This is a genomic window from Stenotrophomonas sp. STEN087 (genome assembly GCF_056759115.1).
Map to the genome: position 1 here is coordinate 1 of NZ_JBRRCR010000065.1, position 23422 is coordinate 23422.

Sequence of the window (23422 nt, forward strand, 5' to 3'; positions counted from 1 at the left end):
GGCCTGCCAAAAACTCCTGGGTCTTTTCCCCCGTTGGTCTAGTGCTCTCCGCTTGTATCCCCAAGATCCCGCCTTGGCCGCGATTTTCCCCCATGGGTCTACTCTACCCGGTCGCCCCCCCCCAGTCGCCCCCCCCCAGTCGCCCCCAGCCGAATCCGGCCCGTGCATCGAAGGGCGCCGGAATCCTCCGGCGCCCGTCGCACTTACATCCAGCCCGGTACCACGAACACCAGCCAGGCCAGCAGCGGGCCAAACGCCACCACCAGGCCGCTGTATACCAGGAAGCGGCGGAACAGCGTCTCGCGCTCTTCCTTCGCGGCCGAGGCCACCACCAGCGCGCCGTTGGTCGAGAACGGGCTGACGTCGACGATGGTGGACGACACCGCCAGCGCGCAGATCACGCCGGCCGCACCCAGGTGGCCCTGCATCAGGAACGGCACCGCCAGCGGAATGGTCGCGCCCAGCACCGCCGCCGACGAGGCGAATGCGGACACGATGCCGCCGACATAGCAGACCAGCAGCGCACCCAGCAGCGGGATGCCGATGCTGGAAACACCATGGCCGATGAAGTCCACCGCGCCGGCATGTTCGAGCACGCCGATATAGGTCACCACGCCGCAGATCAGCAGCACGGTCGACCAGCTGATGCCATCCACCGCACCCTTCTGGCTCTGCGGCGAGAGCAGAGCCAGCACCACCGCGACGGTGATCGAGACCAGGCCGACGTTGAGGTTGTAGATCAGCGCGGCTACGCCCAGGCCGAGCAGGCCGATCAGGGTGAACAGACGCTCGCGGGTGAAGCGCACCGCATCCAGCGCGGCCGGATCATTGGACAGCGTGCCACCACCGGCGGCGACCAGCGCGCCGTGTCCTTCGATGGCGAACTGCCGCGACGACGCCTGCGGGCCACCGGCCATGGCGAGCTCGGCATTGCCTACGCCACCGGCGGCGGTGATCGAACCGCGGCGCATCAGCGCGATGCCGCCGAAGGCCAGGAAGCAGATGATCGCCATCATGAAGTTGAAGCCGAGGCTGGTCAGGAACACCGCCATCTCGGTCACTTCCAGGCCGGCCTTCTGCACCACGCCATTGGTGATGCTGCCGTACACGCTGATCGGCGAGAAGCCACCGGCCTGCGCACCATGGATCACCAGCAGGCCCATCATCAGCGGGTTGATGTTGTACTGCTTGGCGAAGCGCAGCGCGACCGGGCCGATGATGGCCACCGCAGCCGGACCCAGCGCGCCGAAGGCGGTCAGCACGGCGGTGATGACGAACATCACCCACGGAATGGCCACGATGTGGCCGCGTACCGCTTTCACCGCCCAGTGCACCAGCAGGTCGATGGTGCCGTTCTTCTGCGCGATGGCGAACAGGTAGGTGATGCCGACCAGGGTCAGGAACAGGTCACCGGGGAAGCCGGCGAGCACGTCCTTGCCCCCCATGTCGACGAAGATGCCGCCGATGATGAAGGCGAGGGCGAAGGCCACCGCACCCATGTTGATGGGCATCGCGGTGGCGACGATGAACATGATCACCAGACCGATGATCGTTGCGATTTGTGGACTCATGCGCCCTCCCAGACACGTGACTCGGGTACAGCTCGGATGGAGACCCGCCATCCCGGGGTAAGGCGTCGTACAACGTGATGCGTGATACGTACTGCTCGAACCCGTTACTGCAGCCGCTCCAGCGCGCTGCGGACCCATGCCGCCGCGCCGTCCAGGCTCTGGAACTCTTCCACCGCGCGCACCTCGCAGCACGGATAGGACGGCGCGACCATGTGCGCCAATGCATTGCCCGGGCCCAGCTGCAGGAATACCCGCGCGCCGCGCTCGAAGGCCTGGCGCATCACCTGCGCCCATTCAATGGTCTGTGCCAGCTGCGCCGACAGCGTGTGCATCGCTGCTGCGCGGTCCCGCACCGGGCGCGCATCGATGCCGGCCAGCAGCGGCAGGCGCGGGGCCTGCAGCGGCGAGGCATCGAGTGCAGCGGCGAACGGTGCGACGGCAGCGTGCAGCAGCGGCGTATGCGCGGGCACATGCACCGGCAGCGGGCGGATCTCCGCGCCCTGCGCGCGCGCGGCATCGTCTAGGGCCTGCAGGGAAGCCTGCGTGCCGCCGACGATGAAGTGATCGCGGCCGTTGGCGATGGCCACATGCGCGCCGTGTGCATCACACAGCGGCTGCAGCGTGTGGCGCTCCAGCCCCAGCACGGCCCGCATGCCTGCGTCGGCAGGGCTGGCCGCATCCATCAGTTGCGCGCGCTGCGCGGCCAGGGCCAGGCAGGTACCTGCATCGAAGCCGCCGGCAACCGCATGCGCAGCCAGTTCACCGATGCTGTAGCCGGCCACCAGCAGCGGTGCCGGTAACGCCTCGCGCAGGCCATGCCAGTGCGCCAGCGTTGCAGCACACAGCAGCGGTTGCGCCAGCGCGTTGTCGAAGCGTGCTTCGTCGGCGGCGGCCGCGAACACATCACGGCCGAGTACGGCGCTGGCCGACGCCAGTACGTCGCGGGCCGCAGGCAGCTCGCGCACGCGGTCGAACATCGCCGCGTGCTGCGCACCTTGTCCGGGGCAGAGCAGGGCCAGGCTCATGCGCCCTCCTGCTGCAGCAGGAACCAGCTGCAGGCCAGCAGGTCGGCGCTGCCACCCGGGCTCAGGCGGCGCGCGACGAAGCCCTCTCCGATGCCGTGCAGGCGAGTTTCCCAGCCGGGTGCGAAGGCACCGCCCGCCTCGATGAAGCGGCGCGCCTGCTGCTGCGCCCAGGCCAGGCCATCTGCGCCGCCACGGTGCAGCAGGTTGAGATCGTCCACCTGCGCGACCAGCTGCATCAGGGTCTGGCACATCGCTGCATCACGCGGCAGGCCGTTGTGCAGGGCATGGCGCAGGGTCGGTACGGCCAGCTCGCGCAGCACGGGGTAACCGGCGGCGGCCTGTTCGCGCACGCCCGGCACGCCATGGCGCAGGCGCGCGCGCTGGCCGGGGCTGTTCGCATCCAGCGGCGCCGCGGCGAAATCATCCGCCCAGTGCTGCACGGCCAGGCAGACCTGCGCAGCGGGCGCGGCGTGGCCCTGCTGGCGGTGGCAGCGTGCAGCAGCAGCCACCAGCAGGCCCAGGCTGAAGATGGCGCCGCGATGGGTATTGATGCCGCCGGTGGCGCGCAGCATTGCGTGCTCGGCGGCGATGCCGTGCGCGCACAGGCTGGCGAACGGCGCATCAGCGGCACCGGCGTCGGCAATCGCGGTGAAGTAGTGGCGCAGCGCGAACAGGCTGCGCAGGAACGTACCGGCATCCATGTCGTGATGGCTGCCGGTATCGAACGGCGTGACCAGGCCCGGCTTGGGCGCGCAGGCCAGTTCCGCATGCAGGCTGGCGATGGCCAGGCGACCCAGGCGCGCGCTGTCGACGCGGCGCGTGACGGGGCGGTCAGCATGGGCCTGGGCGTTCATGCGGCCACTCCGGTGGCCACGAACAGCCGTTCGCGGGCTTCGAGCGCAGCACCTTCCAGGCGTTTGACCAGCACCTGGCGGCTGCCACCGGCGTATTCGCGCCAGTTCACCGCGCCGCCGTCAGCCAGGCACAGTTCGCCGTCCACCCGACGGCCGTGCTCGGTTTCCCACTGCTGCAGTCGCGCCACCAGTGCATCGGCCTGTGCCGTGGCGTCAACCTGCCACAGCAGGTCGATGTCCGATGCGGCGTGCACATAGGGCAGGCCGCTCAGGTGCTGCCAGGCGAAGGCACCGAACACACGGGCCGGCGCAAGGCGGGCCAGTGCGTGCAGCGCGGCCTGCCAGTCGTTGGCAACGCCGGTGGTGAGGATGGCTTCCAGCGTCGGCGGCGGCTGCTGGCGCAGCATGTCGTGCAGCGGCACGCGCAGCGCCAGGCGTTGTTTGCCTTCTCTCGGCGGCAGCGGCACGCCCAAGCGCAGGCGCGGGTCGGGATCATCCACGGCACGCCGCGCCACCATGGCCGGCTGCCCCTGCGCGAACCACGCCGCCAGGCGCGGTTCCTGCGCGGCCACGTCGGCCCGCCAATCGGCTTGCGCCGACAGCCAGACCAGCGTGTGGCGGGCGGGCCGGTCAGGCATCGCCGCGGGCCACCGCAGTGCAGACATCCGCCGCAAGCGCGCGGCCACCACGCTCGGCACCGCGTGCGGCACGCAGGTCGCCGTCGCTGGGCGTGCGCAGCGCCTGCAGCAGGTGCTGGGCGAGGTCACCGTTCCACAGCGATTCGACCGCGCCCATCGACACGTAGCTGGCCACGCCCGGCGCGAACACCGGCGAGCTCTGGCTGAGCGCCTGCAGTTTTTCCAGCGGTTGCTTGGTTACCCGCGCCATCGCGCGCAGGTCCATCACCCGCACCTGCGCATCGGGCAGGGCATGGATGTGGTCGGCCATCAAGCCGAAGGACAGGAAGCCACCGCTCACCGATTCGCCGTAGACCAAGGTGACCAGGCGCGCGCCACGACGGCGGGCCAGGTCGATCGTCTGCGCGAGGTGGGCGAAGTAACCATTGATGCCCAGCAGTTCATCGCGGCGGGCCAGGCGCTGGCCGGCGGTGTCGGCCAGCATCACGATCGGCCGCTGCGGGTGTGCGGCGGTACTGGCCAGCACGGTTTCGGCCAGCGCCAGCGCATGGTCGACGCCGACCTCGATGCGGTCGGTGGTGCCGATCACCGTCACTTCGCCATCTTCGGTGCTAGCCGTGCCGGTCAGTACCGAATCATTGATGTTGATGCGGTGGCCGCGCGGGAACAGGGCGTCGAGCAGGGTCTGCAGCGGGGCGCTCATGGCAGGCTCCGGTCGGCGGTGGCGGCGAGGAAGGCGTCGGTGTCCAGCAGCGGCAGGCGCTCGGGCTCGGCGATGCCCTGGCGGGTCCAGATCTCCAGTCCATCGCGGCAGTCGCCCCAGGCCTGCACGCGTGCCTTCAACGCGGCGTGGCGGGCCTGCAGGGCGCTCAGTGCAGTGTCGGTATCGCGGCTGGCGGCGTCGGCCTGCAATGCATCGGCGGCGGCGCGGGCGAAGGCTTCGATGGCGTCGGGCACCAGCACCTGCGCCTGGTCGATCAGGTAGCGGTGCTTGCCGCCCGTCACGCGCCAGACCAGTGCGCGGTCGCGCGAATCGAACTCTTCCACGCCGCGCACGGTCTCGATCACTTCCGGCCCGGACAGTGACAGCCGGCCTTCCTCGGACATGATGACGGTGGTGCAGCAGCGGGCGACGATGCCCATGCCGCCGAACGCGCCGTTGCCGCTGCCGATCAGTGCTACTACCGGTACGCCGGCAGCGCGTGCGCCCAGGGTGGCGCGCATGATTTCGGAAATCGCGATCAGGCCGGCATTGGCTTCGTGCAGGCGCACGCCGCCGGTATCCAGCAGCAGGAGCACCCCATCGGGATGTGTCTCTGCGGCGCGGCGCAGCAGGCCGGTCTGCTTGGCGCCGTGCACTTCGCCGACGCCACCGCCCATGAATTCACCCTGCTGCGCGGCCAGCAGCACGCGCTTGCCCTGCAGTGTCGCTTCGCCGACGACGATGCCATCGTCGAAGGCGGCCGGCTGGTCGAGCTGGGCCAGGTGCGGGCTCATCATGCGCCGTGCGGGGCCGAGGAATTCGCGGAACGAACCGGCGTCGACCAGGCCGGCGATGCGTTCGCGTGCATCGGCTTCGTAATAGCTGTGGCGTTGCACGTGGCTCATGGGGTGCCTCCGGCCAGCAGGGTTTCCACGGCCTGGTCCAGGCGCAGGCTGACCACGGCCGGGGTAGCACCGGCATCGTTGATCGAGACGCGCACGTCGCGCAGGGGATGGCGCTGGGCGAAATCGGCAATGACCGCCTGCCAGATGGTGCCGAAGCCCTGCGCGGCGGTGATGATGCGCACCGTCATCGCCCCGTCCTGCGCGGCAGGTTCCAGCAGGATTTCCAGGTTGCCCGAGGCGAGCACGCCCACCAGCACCGCATCGCGCGGGAACTGCACGGGGGTGCGGCCGTCGAATCGATAGTCGAGGGTTTCCATGCTCAGTCCCTTACCAGTTGCGGAAGCGCTTGGGCGGGTCGTACAGGCCGCCGGACCAGCGCACCAGGTCCTTCACCGAACGCGCGGCCAGCAGGTCACGGCTGGCATCGCGCGGCGAGATGCCGAGATCTTCGGGGCGACGGATCACGCCGCGGTCGCGCAGGTTTTCCACCATCGCGCGGTCGCGGCCGAGGCCGACGGCGGTGTAGCCGGAGACACCGCGGATCGCCTGTTCGCGTTCCTCCGGTGTGCGACACAGCAGCAGGTTGGCGATGCCTTCCTCGGTCAGCACGTGGCTGACGTCGTCGCCGTAGATCATCACCGGCGGCAGCGGCATGTCCGCGCGCTCGGCCAGTTCCCAGGCGTCCAGTCGCTCGACGAAGGCGGGCGCCATGTGCTCGCGGAAGGTTTCCACCATCTGTACCACCAGCTTGCGCCCGCGCGGCATTTCGCCCGGCCGCGCGGCCTGCTGGCCAGCCTTGATCCAAGCATCGCTGGCGTGGCGGCGGCCGCGTGCATCCGAGCCCATGTTGGGTGCGCCACCAAAGCCGGCGATGCGGTCGCGGGTGGCGGTGGAGCTGTTGCCCTGCAGGTCGATCTGCAGGGTCGAGCCGATGAACATGTCGCAGGCATACAGGCCGGCGGTCTGCGAGAACGCGCGGTTGGAGCGCATCGAACCGTCGGCACCGGTGAAGAACACATCGCCACGTGCGGCGATGTACTTCTCCATGCCCAGTTCCGAACCGAACGAATGCACCGATTTGACGAAGCCCGATTCGATCGCCGGAATCAGCGCCGGGTGCGGGTTCAGCGCCCAGTGCTGGCAGATCTTGCCCTTCAGCCCCAGCGATTCGGCGTAGGTCGGCAGCAGCAGTTCGATGGCCGCAGTGTCGAAGCCGATGCCGTGGTTCAGGCGGTTGACGCCGTACTCGGCGTAGATGCCCTTGATGGCCATCATCGCCATCAGCACCTGGATCTCGGAGATCTGCGCCGGGTCGCGGGTGAACAGTGGTTCGATGTGGTTCGGGCGCGGCGCCTGCACCACGAAGTTGACCCAGTCAGCGGGGATATCGACGCGGGGGAGGGTGTCGACGATTTCGTTGACCTGGGCGATGACGATGCCGCCGCCAAAGGCGGTGGCCTCGACGATCACCGGGGTGTCTTCGGTGTTCGGGCCGGTATAGAGGTTGCCGTGGCGGTCAGCGGCCTGCGCGGCGACCAGCGCCACGCGCGGGGTGAGGTCGATGAAGTAGCGCCCGAACAGTTCCAGGTAGGTGTGGATGGCACCGATCTGGATGCGCCCTTCGGCCACCAGGTTGGCCAGCCGCACCGACTGCGGGCCTGAGAACGAGAAGTCCAGCTTCGACGCGATGCCGCGCTCGAACACATCCAGGTGCGAGGGCAGCGACAGCACCGACTGCACCATGTGCAGGTCGTGCACCCGTACCGGGTCCAGGTCGGCCAAGGCCTGGGCGAGGAAATCGGCCTGCTTCTGGTTGTTGCCCTCCAGGCAGACCTTGTCGCCCGGCTCCAGCAGGGCATGCAGCAGGTCGGCCACATCCGCGGCGGCGACCTCGCGGCCCCTGGCCCATGGCGCGGCCCGTTCCAGGCGGGCCTGGCGGCTGCGTTCCAACGTGTCCCAGCTCGGGTTCATCGACCGGCTTCCGATTGGTGTTGAAATAATTACGGCATAATTATGGAGCAGTGTGCAACCCGCAGCGCAGCAAATAAAGGGCCCGCACGCAGGCGGGCCCATTCATGTTGGCCACGACCGTGGGTCGTGGCGGCGCGGGGAGGCAGGTTCCGACCAAACGGCCCCCACCGGGATTGCGTCAGTAGATCCACGCCATGCGTGGATGGGGCCCGTGATGGGGTCAGAGCCCTTTCCTGCGGAAAGGGATCCGACCCCGGCATGCGGTGTGCATTGCGCCAGTAGATCCACGCCATGCGTGGATGGGTCCCGTGATGGGGTCAGAGCCCTTTCCTGCGGAAAGGGATCCGACCCCGGCATGCGGTGTGCATTGCGCCAGTAGATCCACGCCATGCGTGGATGGGTCCCGTGATGGGGTCAGAGCCCTTTCCTGCGGAAAGGGATCCGACCCCGGGCATGCGGCCGGGATTGCGCCGGTAGATCCACGCCATGCGTGGATGGGGTCCCGTGATGGGGTCAGAGCCCTTTCCTGCGGAAAGGGATCCGACCCCGGGCATGCGGCCGGGATTGCGCCGGTAGATCCACGCCATGCGTGGATGGGGTCCCGTGATGGGGTAAGAGCCCTTTCCTGCGGAAAGGGATCCGACCCCGGGCATGCGGCCGGGATTGCGCCAGTAGATCCACGCCATGCGTGGATGGAGCCCCGGTGTGGGGTCAGAGCCCTTTCCTGCGGAAAGGGATCCGACCCCGGCATGCGGTGACCTTAGAACTTCCAGCGCAGGCTGGCCGCCACGAAGCGCGGTTCGCCGTAGTTGTTGTAATCCAGGTTGGCCCAGTAGGTCTTGTCCAGCGCGTTGCGCACGCTCAGCGTCGCCGTCCAGTTGTCGCTGATGCGGTAGTTGGCGTTGAACTGCACCAGCGCATAGGCCGGCTGGTTCACCGTCACCGTGCCGCCCAGCGGGTAGGGGATGTTGTAGCCCTGCACCTTGCTCTGCCACTGCACGCCTGCGCCGACGCTCAGGCGGTCGAGCACGCCGGGCAGGCGCACCTGGGTGTTCAGCTGCAGCAGGTCCTCGGCCGGGTTCGCGTACAGCAGGTCGGTCGCGGCGCGGGTCACCTTGACGTGGGTGTAGCCGGCATTGACCGTCCAGCCCGGCAGGATCTCGCCGTTGATGTCCATTTCCCAGCCGCGTGCCTTGGTGCCGTTCACGCCGATGTAGGCCGAGCTGCCATCGCTGAGTGAGCCGTCCGGCACGCTCATGTCACGTACCGCGTAGTTGTCCTGCTTGGCTTCGAACACCGCCGCATTGGCGGTCAGGCGGCCGTCGAACCACTGCGTCTTGATGCCCGCTTCGACGTTGGAACCCTGCACCGGCGCCAGCAGGTTCTCGTTCCTGTCCTTGTAGTTCTGCGGGTTGAAGATCTCGGTGTAGCTGGCATAGGCCGACACGTTCGGCGTGAAGTCATAGACCAGGCCCACGTACGGGGTGACTTCGTCGCTGACCTTGTACGCACCGCTGGTACCGGTGTACGCGCCGCTGGCGTTGTAGGCGCGGGTGCGGGTTTCCCAGCGGCTCAGGCGTGCGCCGGCGATCAGCGCCAGCGGGTCGGCCAGGCGCAGGCGGGTGGCCAGGTAGACGCCACTCTGCGTGGTCTTGGCCAGGCGGCGCGCACCGGTACGGGTGTAGGTCACCTCGGAGATGTCGCCGTTCCAGTTGTAGATGTTGGGGATGTAGTAGCAGCGTTCGTTGCCGCAGCGCGGCCAGTCGCTCGGGAAGTTCAGCGTGGTGGTGTTGGTGGTGGCTTCCAGGTCCGACCACTGCGTGCCCAAGGTCACGTCGTGCTCCTGGCCCCACAGGCTGAAGGTGCCGGTCAGGTAGGCATCGACGTTGCGGCGGGTGTCTTCGGCATCGCCGGCGGCGGCGCGCAGGAAGATGCCCGAGCCGTCCACCGGGTTCGGGTTGCCGGTGCCGTACAGGCGCACGTTCTGCACGTTGCCGCGGGTGTAGGAAGTGTTGACCTTCAGCAGCCAGTCGTCACCGAAGCGCTGTTCGAGGTTGGCGAACACGGTGCTGGTTTCGCGCTGCCAGTAGCTCCACTTCGGCGACAGGTTGGTCGAGCGCGGCAGGTGGGCGAAGTTGCCCTGGCTGTCGAAGAACGGCACGGTGCCCCAGGTCGAACCCACCGGGTTGTTGTCCTGGGTCTGGTAGCCGACGGTGACCGTGGTGCTGTCGGTCAGGTCGCCTTCCAGCACGGCCATGCCGGCCATCTTGTTTTCCTTGTAGCGGTCGTAATAGAAATCTCGATCGGTATAGGCGGCGACCACGCGGCTGCGGAAGCGGCCATCGGCGGTCAGCGGCGCGGTCACGTCCGCCTCCATGCGGCGGTAATCCCAGCTGCCGGCGCTGACCGAGAACGAGGCGTCGAATTCCTTGCCCGGGCGCTTGCGCAGCAGGTTCACCGTGGCCGACGGCACGCCGGCACCGCTGAGCAGGCCGTTGGCACCGCGGATCACTTCCACGCGGTCGTAGAAGGCGGTGTCGTATTCCTGGTTGGTCGAGCCGCTGTAGGTAGGGATGCCATCGACCTGGAAATCGGTGATGGCGAAACCACGCGCGTAGTACAGCGGGCGCTGGGTGTCATAGAAGGACACGCTGACGCCGGTGACGTTGCGCATCACGTCGTTGATGCTGAACAGCGATTCGTTCTGCAGGCGCTCCAGGCCGATCACGGTCGAGGACTGCGGGGTTTCCTGCAGCGTGATCGGCAGGCGGGTGGTGCTCGACGGCGGTGCCGACTGCTCGGCGCGTACGCTCACCCGGTCCAGGGTCTTGGCGTCGGAGGCATCGGCACCGGCATCGGCGGCCGATGCAGCGGGCGCGGCCACGGCCAGGCAGGACAGCAGGGCAGCCGGCAGCAGCGCACGGCGGGGCAGGGAAGAACGGACAGGCAGGGTCATGGAGGGCTCGGGGGACGTTGAGAGGGGGAGGGCAGCAGCCTTCGACCAGCACCCGGCGGCGGCAGCGGGTGGGTTCAGATCCATCTGGGAGGCGTGCGTGCGTCGTGCGGGACGCAAATGTAAATCGTTCTTAACAACATTACAATTCGTGACACGAGGAAATGATGTTTGAACGTTGCTCAGGGGTCAGAGCCCTTTGCCGCGGCAAAGGGCTCTGACCCCCGTCCGCCGGAACCCGAAACGCGAACGGCCACCCGAAGGTGGCCGTCCGTTTACCGCAGCGGGCAAGCAGGCTTACAGCGCCTGCAGCTCCTCGTTGGCGTTGCGCTTTTCCGGCGCGGCCGGGGCAGCGGCCGGCGCCAGCGCCGGCGTCGAACCGGCTTCCACCGGCACGTCCAGATACGGCAGGTGCAGGGTCTGGCTGGTCTGCGTGCGGATCTCGTTGGTCAGCGCGGCGCTCTCGTTGAGCTTGCGACCGTACGACGGCACGATCTCGCGCAGGCGGGTTTCCCAGCCGGCCTTCATCTGTTCCGGGAAGGCCTTGGCCATCAGGTCCAGCATGATCGGCGGCGAGGTCGAGGCACCCGGCGAGGCACCCAGCAGGGCGGCCAGGGTGTGCTCCTTGTCGGTCACGATCTCGGTGCCGAACTGCAGCACCGGGCCCTTCAGCGGATCGCGCTTGATGATCTGCACGCGCTGGCCGGCCGTCACCAGCTTCCAGTCAGTGGGCTTGGCGTTGGGGAAGTACTTGACCAGCTCGGCCTGGCGGTCGGCATCATCCAGACGCGCCTGGGCCATCAGGTACTGCACCAGGTCCAGGTTGTCCTTGCCCACCGACAGCATCGGGCCGACGTTGTTGTGGTTGACCGACGAATACAGGTCCCACCACGAGCCGTGCTTGAGGAACTTGGTGCTGTACAGCGCGAACGGTCCGAACAGGATCACCGGCTTGCCGTCCAGCTTGCGCGCATCCAGGTGCGGCACCGACATCGGCGGCGAGCCGGTTTCGGCCATGCCGTAGGCCTTCACGTGGTGGCGCGAGGTCACGTCCGCGCCCTGGAAGGCGAGAAACTGGCCGCCCACCGGGAAGCCGGCGTAATCCTTCGATTCGGGAATGCCGGACATCTGCAGCAGCTTCAGCGCGGCGCCACCGGCACCGATGAACACGAAGCGGGCGTGGGTGGTGGTCTCGGTGCCGGCCTTGAGGTCCTTCACCGTCACGTTCCAGCTCTTGTCGGCGTTCTGCCGCAGCGCGCGCACTTCATGTTCCAGGTGCAGGCCGAAGTTCGGGCTGCGCTGCAGGCCGGCGGTCAGCTGGCGGGTGATCACGCCGAAGTTGACGTCGGTACCGAGCGGCATCCAGGTCGCAGCGACCTTCTGCTTGGGGTCGCGGCCTTCCATCAGCAGCGGGGCCCACTGCTTGATCTGCGCCGGATCCTCCGAGTACTGCATGCCGTAGAACAGCGGGTTCTTCACCAGCGCCTGCTGGCGCTTGTGCAGGTAGGCGATGTTGTCATCGCCCCAGACGAAGCTCATGTGCGGGGTCGGGTTGATGAAGTCGCTGGGCTGGCTCAGCCGGCCTTCCTTCACCTGGTGCGACCAGAACTGGCGCGAAACCTCGAACGATTCGGCGATGCCGACCGCGCGCTTGGTCTCGATGCTGCCGTCGGGCAGTTCCGGGGTGTAGTTCAGTTCGGCAAATGCCGAGTGGCCGGTGCCGGCGTTGTTCCAGCCGTCCGAGCTTTCGCCGGCGACGGTGTCCAGGCGCTCGTAGACCTGGATGTTCCAGTCCGGCTGCAGTTCCTGCAGGTAGGTGGCCAGGGTGATGCTCATGATGCCGGCACCGACCAGGACGACGTCGACCGGCTTGTCGTTGCTGGCGGCGGGCACCGAGCGCTGGGTCAGCGGCCAGTACAGGAACAGCGCGGCGGCCAGCAACAGCAGCACGAGCAGGGCGATAAGAGCCTTGCCAAATTTCTTCATGGGAATGACTTGGGCGTGGGGAAGGGGGCAGGATGCGCGCTGGGACAGCAAATGGCGTGAAGAAACAATGCCTTGCAGCAACCTGACGCGATTTTAACCCGATCCGGTCCGGTTTTGATGCAATGCAGCATCCCGCCCCCCGGCGTCACGCGCTCAGACCAGTTCCAGGATCTCGTCGCCGGCCTCGTCCACCTCGGCGGTGGCCTGCCAGCCCAAGTGGCGGTAGAAGCCGTGCGAACGCGAGCGCGGATCGGCCGAGCAGGCCAGGAACAGGCGTCCATGGCCGGCGGCGCGGGCGAGTCCGACCACCTCCTGCAGCAGGCACTGGCCGATGCCGCGGCCTTCGTAGTCCGGCAGCAGCGCCAGCACCAGCACCTCGCCACTGTCGCGGTCGGCGAAGCCGTAGCCGACCACCGCGCCGTCGTCCTCGGCGATGCGGCCGATGAAATCGCCCTCGGCGATGCCTGCCGCCCAGTTTTCCGCGGTGATGCCCAGTTCGGCCAGCTGCGCGGCGCTGAATGCGTTCTCACGGGTACGCCCGCGCAGGTCGATGCAGGCAGCCGCATCAGTGGCAAGGGCGGGGCGGTAGTGGATCGTCATGCAGGTTCCTTCGGTAGCGCCGGGCCATGCCCGGCGGAAGCATTCAATCACTGCCGATGGTGAAGTACTCCGCAGCGAAGTAGCCCACCTGGTACGCCAGCGCCACGCCGGCCAGCAGCACCTGCGCGCGCGCCGTGCGCAGGTTCCAGCCCAGCATGCAGACCACCAGCATCAGCCCCGTGTGCAGCGGATACGCCTCGCCCAGCAGCCGCCAGCGACTCTGCCCCTTGATCGCGGTATCGACAAGATCCAGGAGCGTCAGCGCGGCGATCACGCTGAAGATCCAGCGCCGGCGCTGCATCAGGTAGGCGCCGTAGCTGCCGAAATCGCGCAGGTCATCGGGAAACAGCAGGGCGCACAACAGGAACCACGTGGCGCCGTAAGTGATCACGAACAGATAGATCTCGAAGGTCCACTGGTGCACCTGGACCAGGCGGAATTCCCACCACCAGAACGTCACCAGCGACACCAGCGTCCACGCCACCCAGCACAGGTGCAGGGCCGAACAGCCGCGCCGCTGCGGGTGCTCGATGATCTGCGCCAGCCCCTTCAGCAGCGTGGTGATCGACAGGCCCAGGATGATGCCCATCACCACGCGGATATGCAGGAACACCGGATCGGTCTGCATCGCCCAGCCCCCAGAAGGTCGGTTGCCGCGATGCTGGCACAGAAACCAGCCCCGAAAAATGGGGTCGGAGCCCGGTGCGCCGCAACGGGGTCCGACCCCGTGCCGACCAACGGTCGGCACCCACCATCAGCAGCGGGAAACTGTCGAAGGCGGGGTGGGTCCGGTTGAGGGGGTGTGAGCGCCATGGATGGCGCGACCAAGCCCCCATGGATGGGTTCACGGCGTCCCCCTCAACCGGACCCACCCCGCCAACCCACGGATAGCCAGCTTTTGAAGTTGACGTTGCCGTTGACGTTGATTCGGCAGGTGCAGGGCGGCAGCCCTGCCGCCTCACCGCTTCCGCCTGACCAGCGTGCTCGACGCCTCCAGCACCGCCCGGGTCAGCAGCGCCATCGTCTGCACATCGCCCTTCCAGTGCTGCCAGTACAGCGGCACGTCCTCCCACGCACGCTGCCGCACATACACCAGCCGCCCCGCATCCAGATGGCGCTTCACCAGCGGCAGCGGGTTCATCGTCCAGCCCAGCCCGCCCAGGTTGGCCTGCACGAAGGCCCGGGTGGAGGGGATCCACCACGTCGGCGCCGTGCTCGGCAGCGCATCGCCGGCCATCCGCTGGGCGAAGCGCGACTGCATGTCGTCCTTGCGGTTGAACACCAGCACCGGGGCCTGCGCCAGCGCCTGCGCCGTCACCCCCTTGGCGAAATGGCGCTCGCGGAACTCCGGCGTACAGGTCGCCGCATAGCGGATGCTGCCCAGCGCATGGATCTGGCAGCCCTGCACCGGCTCGTCCAGCGTGGTCACCGCACCCAGCACCGTGCCCTGGCGCAGCAGCTCCACCGTGTGGTCCTGGTCTTCCACGCGCAGGTCCAGGGTGGTGCCGGTGTTCTGCGCGAACTGCTGCGCGGCCTGCGGGAACCAGGTTTCCAGGCTGTCATGGTTCACCGCCACCGGGATGCTCGCCTGCGGCAGGTCCTCGTCGGCCAGGCCCATGCGGTGCAGCGCGTCGTGCTCCAGCAGCGCGGTCTGCTCGGCCAGCTGGACCAGCAGCTGGCCCTCGGCGGTGGCCGTGGCCGGGGTGCCGCGCTTGACCAGCAGGCGGCCGATCCGGTCCTCCAGCGCCTTCACCCGCTGCGAGATGGCCGAAGGGGTGACATTGAGCGACTGCGCGGCGCGGTCGAAGCTGCCTTCGCGGATGACCGCGGCCAGGGCCCGCAGCTGGGCATGGTCGATGCGCATCGGATTAAGCTCCGCTAATGTTGGTTTAGTAAGTTTAGCTCGTCTTTTAAATGTTGCGGCGCGACAATGGCGCCCATTCCGGTGCTGTCCGCCTTCGCGAGGCACCGTCCCCCCCAGCAAGACAAGGCAGTGAATCCCATGTTCTCGGTCATCTCCGCCAGCACCGGCCTCGGTGCCTGGTTCTCTGGTGCAGCTACCGGCGTCGGCCTGTTCGCCGTGGTCGGTGCCCAGAGCGCCTTCATCCTGCGCCAGGGCATCCTGCGCAAGCACATCGTGCCAGTGGTCGCCACCTGCGCGGCCATCGATGCGATCTTCATCTTCGCCAGCGTGGCCGGCCTGCGCACGCTCACCTCGGCGCTGCCGTGGCTGACCAGCGCCGTGCTGTGGACCGGCGTGGCCTTCCTGGCCTGGTATGCGATGAAGTCCGCGCGCCGTGCCTTCGCTGGTGGCGGTGGCATGGGCGAGGCCGACAGCGATGACGGCAGCCGCCGTGCGGTGCTGCTGGCCGCGGTCGGCTTCTCGCTCATCAACCCGCATTTCTGGCTGGACATGATGGTGATCGGCTCGATCGCCGAGAACTTCGGCAATGCGCGCATGGCGTTCGCCGCCGGCGTGGTCACCGCCAGCTGCCTGTGGCTGACCGCGCAGGGCCTGGGTGCCCGCCTGCTGGCGCCGCTGTTCACCAAGCCCAGCACCTGGCGCGTGCTGGACGGCACCATCGCCGTCATCCTCAGCATCCTGGCGCTCACGCTGGCCATCCGCGGCGTGCACTGAGCCCTGCACCGAACACCACACTCTCTCCAAGGTCGTGGCTGCGGCGGCATCGGAAACGATGCCGCCGTTCTTTTTTGTCCCTGCAGCCGGTATGTCGCTGGGCACTGGCAGCGCCCCCATCGGCCTGCCTACAATCGGGGGTGCGGACAGGGTGTCCGCTGTATAGGGGGAAGGATGCGCAAGACAATGATGGCCGCGCTGCTGGCGCTGGCCTGTGCCGCGCCGGCTGCGGTCGGTGCCGTGGACCTGGAAAAGTACATCCGCCAGGAGACATTCCAGGACATCAAGATTTCGCCGGGGGGCGACTACTACGCTGCCACCGTGCCGTTGGAAGACAGCACCGCTGTCGTCATCATGCGCACGTCGGACAACACGCCGATGGGCACTTTCCGCCCGCCCCGCAACAACCATGCGACCAACTTCGACTGGGTCAGCAACGAACGCGTGCTGATCGAGCTGTCCGAGAAGTTCGGCTCGCTGGATACGCCGCAGCGCACCGGTGAGCTGTACGCGATCAACGCCAATGGCGGGCGCGGCGAGCTGCTGGTCGGCTACCGCGTGGAAGGCAATGGGCCCGGTACCCGCATCCAGCCGAAGAAGGTGGAGGCGGTGGCCGCCTTCCTCACCGATGAGCTGGCCAATGACGACCGCAACGTGCTGGTCGCGGTGTGGCCGTTCGGCAACGATCCCTTCACCCGCGTGGAGCGGCTGGACGTCACCACGGGTCGCCGCGTGCAGGTCGCGGGCTCGCCGGTGCGCAACGCCAGCTTCACCACCGACAACAAGGGCGACGTGCGTTTCGCCCATGGTTCCGGTACTGACAACGTCAACAAGCTCTACTACCGCCAGCCGAGCAACAACCAGTGGGTGCTGGTCAACGACGAGGCCGTCAACAACCGGATCGAGACGGCCATTGGTTTCGCTGAAGACAACAGCGTGGCCTACCTGCAGGTCCAGCAGCCGAAGGGCCCCGACGCCATCGTCAGCTGGAACCCGGAGACCGGCGAGCGGAAGACCCTGCTGGCCGATGACGTGGTCGATCCGTACCGCATCATCTTCCGCAACGGCACGCGCGTGCCGGTGGGTGCGCTGTACCTGGGCGATACCACCCGCAGCCGTTTCCTCGACGAGACCTCGGCCGATGCGCGCCTGTACCACAGCCTGGAAGCGGCCTTCAAACAGCCGGTCTACATCACCTCCAGCACGCGTGACGGCAAGAAGGTGCTGGTGGAAACCTGGACCGGCAACGATCCCGGCTCGTTCTATGTGTTCGATACCGTGGCCAAGTCGGCGCAGCACCTGATCAGCCGCAGCGAGTGGCTGGACGTGGACAAGACCGCGCCGGTGCGCGCTGTGTCGCTGAAGGCCCGCGATGGCCTGCCGCTGCACGGCTTCCTGACGCTGCCGCATGGCAGCGACGGTCGCAACCTGCCGATGGTGGTGCTGCCGCATGGTGGTCCGTACGACATCTTCGACTCCGGCCGCTATGACATGGAATCGCAGATGCTGGCCGATGCCGGCTATGCGGTGCTGCAGGTCAACTTCCGTGGCTCGGGCAACTACGGTCGCGCACACACCCAGGCCGGTGCACGGCAGTGGGGCGGCACCATGCAGGACGACGTCACCGATGCGACCCGCTGGGCCGTCGCGCAGGGCATCGCCAACAAGGACCGCATCTGCATCTACGGTGCCAGCTATGGCGCCTACTCGGCGATGATGGGTGCGGCGCGCGAACCGGGCATGTACAAGTGCGCCGCCGGCTACGTGGGCGTGTATGACCTGCCGATGATGTTCACCCGTGGCGACATCCAGAACCGCGGTTCGGGCATGACCTACCTGCGTGACTGGCTGGGCGACCCGGCGAAGCTGGGCACGGTCTCGCCGGTCACCCTTGCAGGGCAGATCAAGGTGCCGGTGTTCCTTGCGGCCGGTGGCGAAGACAAGCGCGCGCCGATCGAGCACACCAAGCGCCTGGAAGCGGCCCTGAAGAAGGCGGGCACGCCGGTGGAAAGCCTGTACTACAGCACCGAAGGCCACGGCTTCTACCGCCCCGAGCACGAACGCGAGTACTACAGCCGCCTGCTGGCGTTCCTGTCCAACAGCCTGGGTGGGGCCAAGGCCAGTGCGGAAGCGCCGAAGGCCAGCGGCAAGGTGCCGTAAGTCCAGCTGCGCGCTTGAGCAGGCCTGGCAGCCAAGGCTGTCCGGCCTGGAAACACCATGAGACCCGCTGCGCTGTGGGTCGGGCTGCCCGCGCTGTGTGACGGCGGGCAGGCCAGGGCGCCCTGATCGGGCGCCGCCGGGTCGAGGGTCACTTCACCCCATGCATCATCCGCTTCAGCAGCGGCGCGGCGATGAAGGCCAGCACCGCACAGCCCAGACCGATCCACATCAGCAGCCAGAACAGGTGCGCGTAGGCACCTGCGGCCGCCACCATGTCCAGTGATTCGCCTTCGGGCACGTCGATCGCCGCCAGCTTGCCGAACAGCGCGGCCAGCGTTTCGGAAAACGCCGTGGCCAGGAACCAGGTGCCCATCATCAGGCTCATCACCCGCGGCACGGCCAGCTGGGTCACCGCCGACAGGCCCACCGGCGACAGGCACATCTCGCCGCTGGCCAGCAGGAAGTAGGCCAGCACCAGCCACCACACGCTGGCCATTTCACCGGTGGCGCCGACCTGCTGCGCGGCCAGTGCCAGCGGCACGAACGACAGCGCACCGATGACCAGGCCCCAGGCCGACTTCACCGGCTTGCCCGGCTCCCAGCCGCGGCGGTCCATCCAGGTCCACAGCGCGGCGAACGCCGGGGCCAGCAGCACCAGGAACAGGCCGCCCAGATAGGTAAGCGAACCGGCGGTCTGCGGAATCACCAGGCAGTCGCGCACCAGCAGCACCAGCATCAGCGCGACGATGGCAATGAAGAATGCACGCGGCGCGTTCGAGCCCGGGCGACGCTCGGACAGGCGCGCGCTGACCACGAAGCCCAGCGGCGCCAGCAGCAGCGAGATGATCGACCACGGCAGCGGGGTGCCATCGGTGATGACCAGCGCCGGCACGATGTCCTTGGTCAGCAGGCGGTCGGTGAAGGTGACCCACGAGCCGTAGGACTGCTCGTACATCGTGAAGAACACCAGCGCCATGAAGATCAGCACCATCAGCGCGATCATCTGCTGGCGCTGCACCGGGGTGCACTTGCTGCCGGTGAACCAGGCGAACCAGACCAGCACGCCGCCCAGCACCACCAGCATCAGCATCAGCGCCAGGCTGATCTCGCCGCCGAGGGCGAAGGCGCCGTTGCCGGCCGCCCACATCAGCCACGCCACCGGCAGCACGCCGACCACCGCGCACAGGTAGATCAGCCATTCGCGCGGCAGGCCCAGCACCTTCTGCTTCAGCGCGGCCGGCTGCGGCGGTTCGGCGTGGCCCTGCAGGTACTTCTGGCCCCAGAGGAACATCGCCAGGCCGGCGAGCATGCCGATGCCAGCGGCGCCGAAGCCGTACTTCCAGCCATAGGCCTCGCCGAGGAAGCCGCAGACCAGCGAGGAGAACAGCGCGCCAAGGTTGATGCCGGCGTAGAACAGCGAGAAGCCTGAATCGCGGCGCGGGTCGTCCTGCGGGTAGAGCTTGCCGACGATGGTGGAGATGTTCGGCTTGAGGAAGCCGACGCCCATGATGATCAGCGCCAGCGACAGGTAGGTCACCGCCAGGGCCGAGGTATCGCGCACCACTTCACCGTTGACCCGGTACGCAGCGTGGCCCTCGAAGGCCATGCCGAGGTGGCCAAGCACCAGCAGGATGCCGCCGAACAGCACCGCCCGGCGCATGCCCAGCCAGCGGTCGGCCAGCATGCCGCCGAACACCGGGATGCAGTAGACCAGGCCGCCGTAGGCGCCCAGCAGGTCCAGGCCGGCCTTGTCGCCGAACAGGTGGTACTTGGTGAGATACAGCAGCAGCAGCGCCTTCATCCCGTAGAAGGAGAAGCGCTCCCACATTTCGGTGAAGAAGCAGACGTAGACGCCTTTCGGGTGGCCGAGGAAGTCGTCGGAAGCGATCGCGGTGGAATTCATCGGCGGATTATAGGCGCGTGCCGCAGGCACGCGCCGGGTAGCGCCGGGCCATGCCCGGCCGCCCCAGTAGATCCACGCCATGCGTGGATGGAGCTCATCACACGCGGTCGATTACAGGTACCGCAGCCAGGCCAGGTCGCGCCGGCGCGCCTTGAACCGTCCGAACAGCAATGTCGGCGGGTACATCGCCACCGCCAGCGCGCAGGCCACCAGCAGCAGGCCGGCCACCGAATCCAGCGCATACAGGCTGCCATGGGTCGGCCCCCAGGTCGCCAGCGCGGCCAGGTACAGCAGCTTCAGCACATACAGATGCAGCAGGTAGAAGAACATCGGCGCCGCACCGATGTCGGCCAGCGGTCGCAGCGCGCGGGCCAGCGGCGGCCATTCGTACAGGCGCAGCAGCAACAGGCCCACGCCCAGGGTCAGCAGCAGGAACTGCAGCGACGGCGGGTACTTGGTCACGTTGAACACGCTCATCCAGGTGCGCAGGGCGCTGTCCTGGTGCTGCCACGGCGCCTCGCCATAACCGTTGGCCAGGCGCAGCAGGGCGAACGCGGCCAGCGCACCCAGCCCGGCCCACAGCAGCCAGCGCCGGCGCTGCGCCGGGTCGCGGTCGCGGGCGAACCACGGCCCCATCAGGTAGCCCAGCACGATCACCCCGATCCACGGCAGCACCGGGTAGGACGTGCGCAGGCGCAGCACGCCGGTTTCGATCCAGTCGCGCTGGTGCAGCACCTTCCACAGCACCGCCAGCACGCCGTTGCCTTCCACGCGCACGCCATCGAACAGGTTGTGGCCGGCCACCAGCAGCACGCCCAGCACCAGCAGCGCCGGGCGCGGCAGCCACAGCAGGCCGGCCAGCGCGATCATGCTCAGGCCGATGGCCCAGATCACCTGCAGGTACAGCGTGTCCGGCGGGAACTGGAAGGTCCAGGCGAAGTTGACCAAGGTCAGCTCCAGCACCACCAGGAACAGGCCGCGCTTGAGCAGAAAGGCGGCGATGGCGCGGCGCGGGTCGGCCTGGCGCTGGCCGTACAGCCACGCCGACAGGCCGGTGAGCAGCACGAATACAGGCGCGCACAGATGCGCCAGCAGGCGGCAGGCAAACAGGGCAGGGGAGACGCTGGCCGCGTCCATCGGGTCGCCGACCTGGTGCTGCAGGAAGAAGGTCTCGCGCACGTGGTCGAGCAGCATCAGCAGCATCACGGTGCCGCGCAGCTGGTCGATGGAGGCCAGCCGGAGGGAGGGGGAAGGGGGCATGCGGAGCAACGGCTGGGTGCAACATAAAGATATAACATATCATTTGCAGGGCGGCCAGTCCGGCTTTGCTGCATCGGCTGGTTGCCTGTGCACGTCCGCGGCCGTTGCACTGCAGCACCCGGCCCCATCCTTTGGCACGCTGGACTTGCTCTGCCCTGAACGCTAGCGTGGCAGGGATTTTTTGCCAGCAGGGGCTTCCATGAACCATGACGCTGCGCCCAAGCAGCTCACCTTCCGCGCAGTGGCCCTGGCCATCGTGCTGGCGGTGGTGCTGTCGGCGGCCAACGCCTATCTCGGTCTGTTCGCAGGCCTGACCATCGCCACCGCCATTCCCGCGGCGGTCATTTCCATGGGCGTGCTGCGCCTGCTGGGCGGTGGTTCCATCCTCGAAAACAACATCGTGCAGACCGGCGCCTCGGCCGGTTCGTCCATCGCCGCCGGTGTCATCTTCACCATCCCGGCGCTGGTCATCATGGGCTACTGGCCGGACTTCAAGTACTGGTGGGTGCTGGGCATCGCCGGTCTCGGCGGCCTGCTTGGCGTGCTGTTCTCGGTGCCGCTGCGCCGTTCGATGATCGTCGAAGATCCGCTGCCCTTCCCGGAAGGCAAGGCCGCGGCCGAAGTGCTCAAGGCCGGTGAAAACCCCGGCCCGGGCCTGAAGATCCTTGGCCTGTCGGCCGTGATCGGTGCCTTCGTCAAGCTCGCCGCCGAGAGCGGTCTGCGCCTGATCCCCGATGCCTGGTCGACCTCGGCCTACGTCGGCAGCTCGAAGATCACCGCCTTCATCGGCACCAACCTGTCGCCTGCCCTGCTGGGCGTGGGCTACATCGTCGGCCTGAACGTCGGCATCGTGGTCGTGTCCGGCTCGATCCTGACCTGGCACATCGCCATTCCGATCTACCAGGCGTTCTTCATGAACACCGATCCGGCCCTGGCCGCGTCGGTCGCCGCTGCTTCGTCCACCGAGGCGGCGTTTGCCATCTGGGGCGCGAAGATGCGCTACCTGGGTGTCGGCGCGATGCTGATCGGCGGCATCTGGACCCTGATCTCGCTGCGCAAGTCGCTGCTGAACGGCGTCAAGAGCGGCTTCGCCGCCGCGCGCAAGAGTGGCGGCCCGGTGCTGGCCCATACCGAACGCGACCTGCCGATGAAGTGGATGCTGGTCGCCCTGGTGGTCTTCGTGCTGCCGCTGCTGGCCCTGTACCAGGCCATCGTCGGCCAGTGGCACGTGTCGATCCCGATGACCATCATCATGATCGTCGCCGGCTTCCTGTTCGTGTCGGTCTCGGCCTACCTGGCCGGCCTGATCGGTTCGTCCAACAACCCGGTCTCGGGCATCACCATCTCCACCATCCTGTTCGCCTCGGCCGTGCTGGTCGTGCTGCTGGGCGCCGATGGCCTGAAGCCGGTCGGTGCCGGCGGTGCGCCGCTGGGCGCGGTGGCCGCCATCATGATCGGCGCGGTGGTCTGCTGCGCCGCCGCGGTGGGCGGTGACAACCTGCAGGACCTCAAGGCCGGCTACATCGTCGGCGCCACCCCGTGGAAGCAGCAGCTGATGCTGGGCATCGGCGCGTTCTCGTGCGCGCTGATCATGGCCCCGGTGCTGAACCTGCTGGCCACCGCCTACGGCATCGGCGCGAAGTCCGAGCTGCACCCGAACGCGCTGGCCGCCCCGCAGGCGAACCTGATGGCCTCGGTGGCCAAGGGCCTGTTCGGTGGCGAGCTGCCGTGGACCTTCATCGGCATCGGTGCCGTGGTCGGTGCGATCATCATCGCCTTCGACAGCTGGCTGAAGTCGCGCAATTCGCGCTTCCGCGTGCCGGTGCTGGCCGCCGCCATCGGCATCTACCTGCCGCTGGAACTGATGGTGCCGATCTTCCTGGGTGGCCTGATCGCCTACCTGGTCGAGCGCTTCCACAAGGTGCGTGGCGATGACGAAGAAGGCCGCGACCGCGTGCACAAGCCGGGCGTGCTGTTCGCCGCCGGCCTGATCACCGGCGAGGCCCTGATGGGTATCGCCATCGCCGTGCCGATCGTGGTCAGCAGCCGTGCCGACGTGCTGGCCCTGCCGTTCCACCTGCCGGCCGCGCAGTGGTTCGGCCTGGCCGTGCTGTTCCTGGTCGGCTGGCTGATCTACCGCACCGGCAAGCGCGCCATGGCGTAAGAGAATGGGGTAGTGGGGGGGGGGGGGGGGGGCGGGCGGCGGGGGGGTGGGGGGCGGGCGGCCCCCCCGCGCCCCCCCCCCCCCCCCCCCC

Annotated in this window: 18 protein-coding genes; 3 read left to right on the top strand and 15 right to left on the bottom strand. The window is 67.9% G+C overall.

The features are described from left to right. Positions 1–203: 203 nt before the first annotated feature. From ACVOK1_RS15320 to ACVOK1_RS15380, 13 genes are all read right to left on the bottom strand, one after another. Positions 204–1571 carry an SLC13 family permease gene (locus tag ACVOK1_RS15320; protein ID WP_481562557.1) on the bottom strand — a complete coding sequence of 456 codons (1368 nt, stop codon included), beginning with the start codon at positions 1569–1571 and terminating at the stop codon, positions 204–206. A 104-nt stretch (positions 1572–1675) separates the two neighbouring features. Further along, positions 1676–2596 carry a malonate decarboxylase subunit epsilon gene (gene mdcH, locus ACVOK1_RS15325; RefSeq protein WP_481562558.1) on the bottom strand — a complete coding sequence of 307 codons (921 nt, stop codon included), beginning with the start codon at positions 2594–2596 and terminating at the stop codon, positions 1676–1678. Next, on the bottom strand, positions 2593–3450 hold the full coding sequence (mdcB, locus tag ACVOK1_RS15330; protein WP_481562559.1) for a triphosphoribosyl-dephospho-CoA synthase MdcB: 858 nt from the start codon (positions 3448–3450) through the stop codon (positions 2593–2595). Before mdcB ends, mdcH begins: the two co-directional genes overlap by 4 nt. Further along, on the bottom strand, positions 3447–4088 hold the full coding sequence (gene mdcG, locus ACVOK1_RS15335) for a malonate decarboxylase holo-[acyl-carrier-protein] synthase (RefSeq protein WP_481562560.1): 642 nt from the start codon (positions 4086–4088) through the stop codon (positions 3447–3449). The genes mdcB and mdcG overlap by 4 nt, the downstream gene beginning before the upstream one ends. Beyond that, positions 4081–4791, bottom strand: a complete 711-nt coding sequence (gene mdcE / locus ACVOK1_RS15340) for a biotin-independent malonate decarboxylase subunit gamma (protein WP_481562561.1) — start codon at positions 4789–4791, stop codon at positions 4081–4083. Before mdcE ends, mdcG begins: the two co-directional genes overlap by 8 nt. Beyond that, the gene (locus tag ACVOK1_RS15345; protein WP_481562562.1) at positions 4788–5696 is read right to left on the bottom strand and encodes a biotin-independent malonate decarboxylase subunit beta; all 909 of its coding nucleotides are present in this window, start codon (positions 5694–5696) and stop codon (positions 4788–4790) included. Before ACVOK1_RS15345 ends, mdcE begins: the two co-directional genes overlap by 4 nt. After that, positions 5693–6013, bottom strand: coding sequence for a malonate decarboxylase acyl carrier protein (gene mdcC / locus ACVOK1_RS15350; RefSeq protein WP_108768143.1), 321 nt, complete (start codon positions 6011–6013; stop codon positions 5693–5695). The genes ACVOK1_RS15345 and mdcC overlap by 4 nt, the downstream gene beginning before the upstream one ends. Positions 6014–6023: 10 nt before the next feature. Beyond that, on the bottom strand, positions 6024–7667 hold the full coding sequence (mdcA, locus tag ACVOK1_RS15355; RefSeq protein ID WP_481562563.1) for a malonate decarboxylase subunit alpha: 1644 nt from the start codon (positions 7665–7667) through the stop codon (positions 6024–6026). 760 nt (positions 7668–8427) lie between these two features. Continuing rightward, entirely contained in the window at positions 8428–10623 is a 2196-nt protein-coding gene (locus ACVOK1_RS15360) for a TonB-dependent siderophore receptor (RefSeq protein WP_481562564.1), read from the bottom strand. A gap of 294 nt (positions 10624–10917) precedes the next feature. Further along, entirely contained in the window at positions 10918–12606 is a 1689-nt protein-coding gene (gene mqo / locus ACVOK1_RS15365; protein WP_481562565.1) for a malate dehydrogenase (quinone), read from the bottom strand. Between the two features lie 153 nt (positions 12607–12759). Continuing rightward, positions 12760–13206 (bottom strand): N-acetyltransferase family protein, encoded by a 447-nt coding sequence (locus ACVOK1_RS15370; protein WP_481562566.1) that lies wholly within the window; start codon positions 13204–13206, stop codon positions 12760–12762. A gap of 43 nt (positions 13207–13249) precedes the next feature. Beyond that, entirely contained in the window at positions 13250–13834 is a 585-nt protein-coding gene (locus tag ACVOK1_RS15375) for a hypothetical protein (RefSeq protein ID WP_481562567.1), read from the bottom strand. Positions 13835–14164: 330 nt separating this feature from the next. Beyond that, complete coding sequence (locus tag ACVOK1_RS15380; RefSeq protein ID WP_108768150.1) at positions 14165–15070, bottom strand: LysR family transcriptional regulator ArgP; 906 nt, start codon at positions 15068–15070, stop codon at positions 14165–14167. Positions 15071–15208: 138 nt separating this feature from the next. On the opposite strand from ACVOK1_RS15380, the gene ACVOK1_RS15385 reads away from it, so the two are divergent. After that, positions 15209–15844 (top strand): LysE/ArgO family amino acid transporter, encoded by a 636-nt coding sequence (locus tag ACVOK1_RS15385; protein ID WP_108764406.1) that lies wholly within the window; start codon positions 15209–15211, stop codon positions 15842–15844. A 174-nt stretch (positions 15845–16018) separates the two neighbouring features. Further along, positions 16019–18004 (top strand): alpha/beta hydrolase family protein, encoded by a 1986-nt coding sequence (locus tag ACVOK1_RS15390; RefSeq protein WP_481562568.1) that lies wholly within the window; start codon positions 16019–16021, stop codon positions 18002–18004. Between the two features lie 148 nt (positions 18005–18152). Here ACVOK1_RS15390 and ACVOK1_RS15395 read toward each other — a convergent pair whose 3' ends face one another. Both ACVOK1_RS15395 and ACVOK1_RS15400 read right to left on the bottom strand, forming a co-directional pair. Beyond that, entirely contained in the window at positions 18153–19907 is a 1755-nt protein-coding gene (locus ACVOK1_RS15395) for a peptide MFS transporter (RefSeq protein ID WP_481562569.1), read from the bottom strand. Between the two features lie 111 nt (positions 19908–20018). Then, the gene (locus tag ACVOK1_RS15400; RefSeq protein WP_481562570.1) at positions 20019–21167 is read right to left on the bottom strand and encodes an acetyltransferase domain-containing protein; all 1149 of its coding nucleotides are present in this window, start codon (positions 21165–21167) and stop codon (positions 20019–20021) included. A gap of 199 nt (positions 21168–21366) precedes the next feature. Between ACVOK1_RS15400 and ACVOK1_RS15405 the strand changes: the two genes are divergently transcribed. Continuing rightward, positions 21367–23331 carry an OPT family oligopeptide transporter gene (locus ACVOK1_RS15405; RefSeq protein ID WP_481562571.1) on the top strand — a complete coding sequence of 655 codons (1965 nt, stop codon included), beginning with the start codon at positions 21367–21369 and terminating at the stop codon, positions 23329–23331. The last annotated feature ends 91 nt before the right edge of the window (positions 23332–23422 follow it).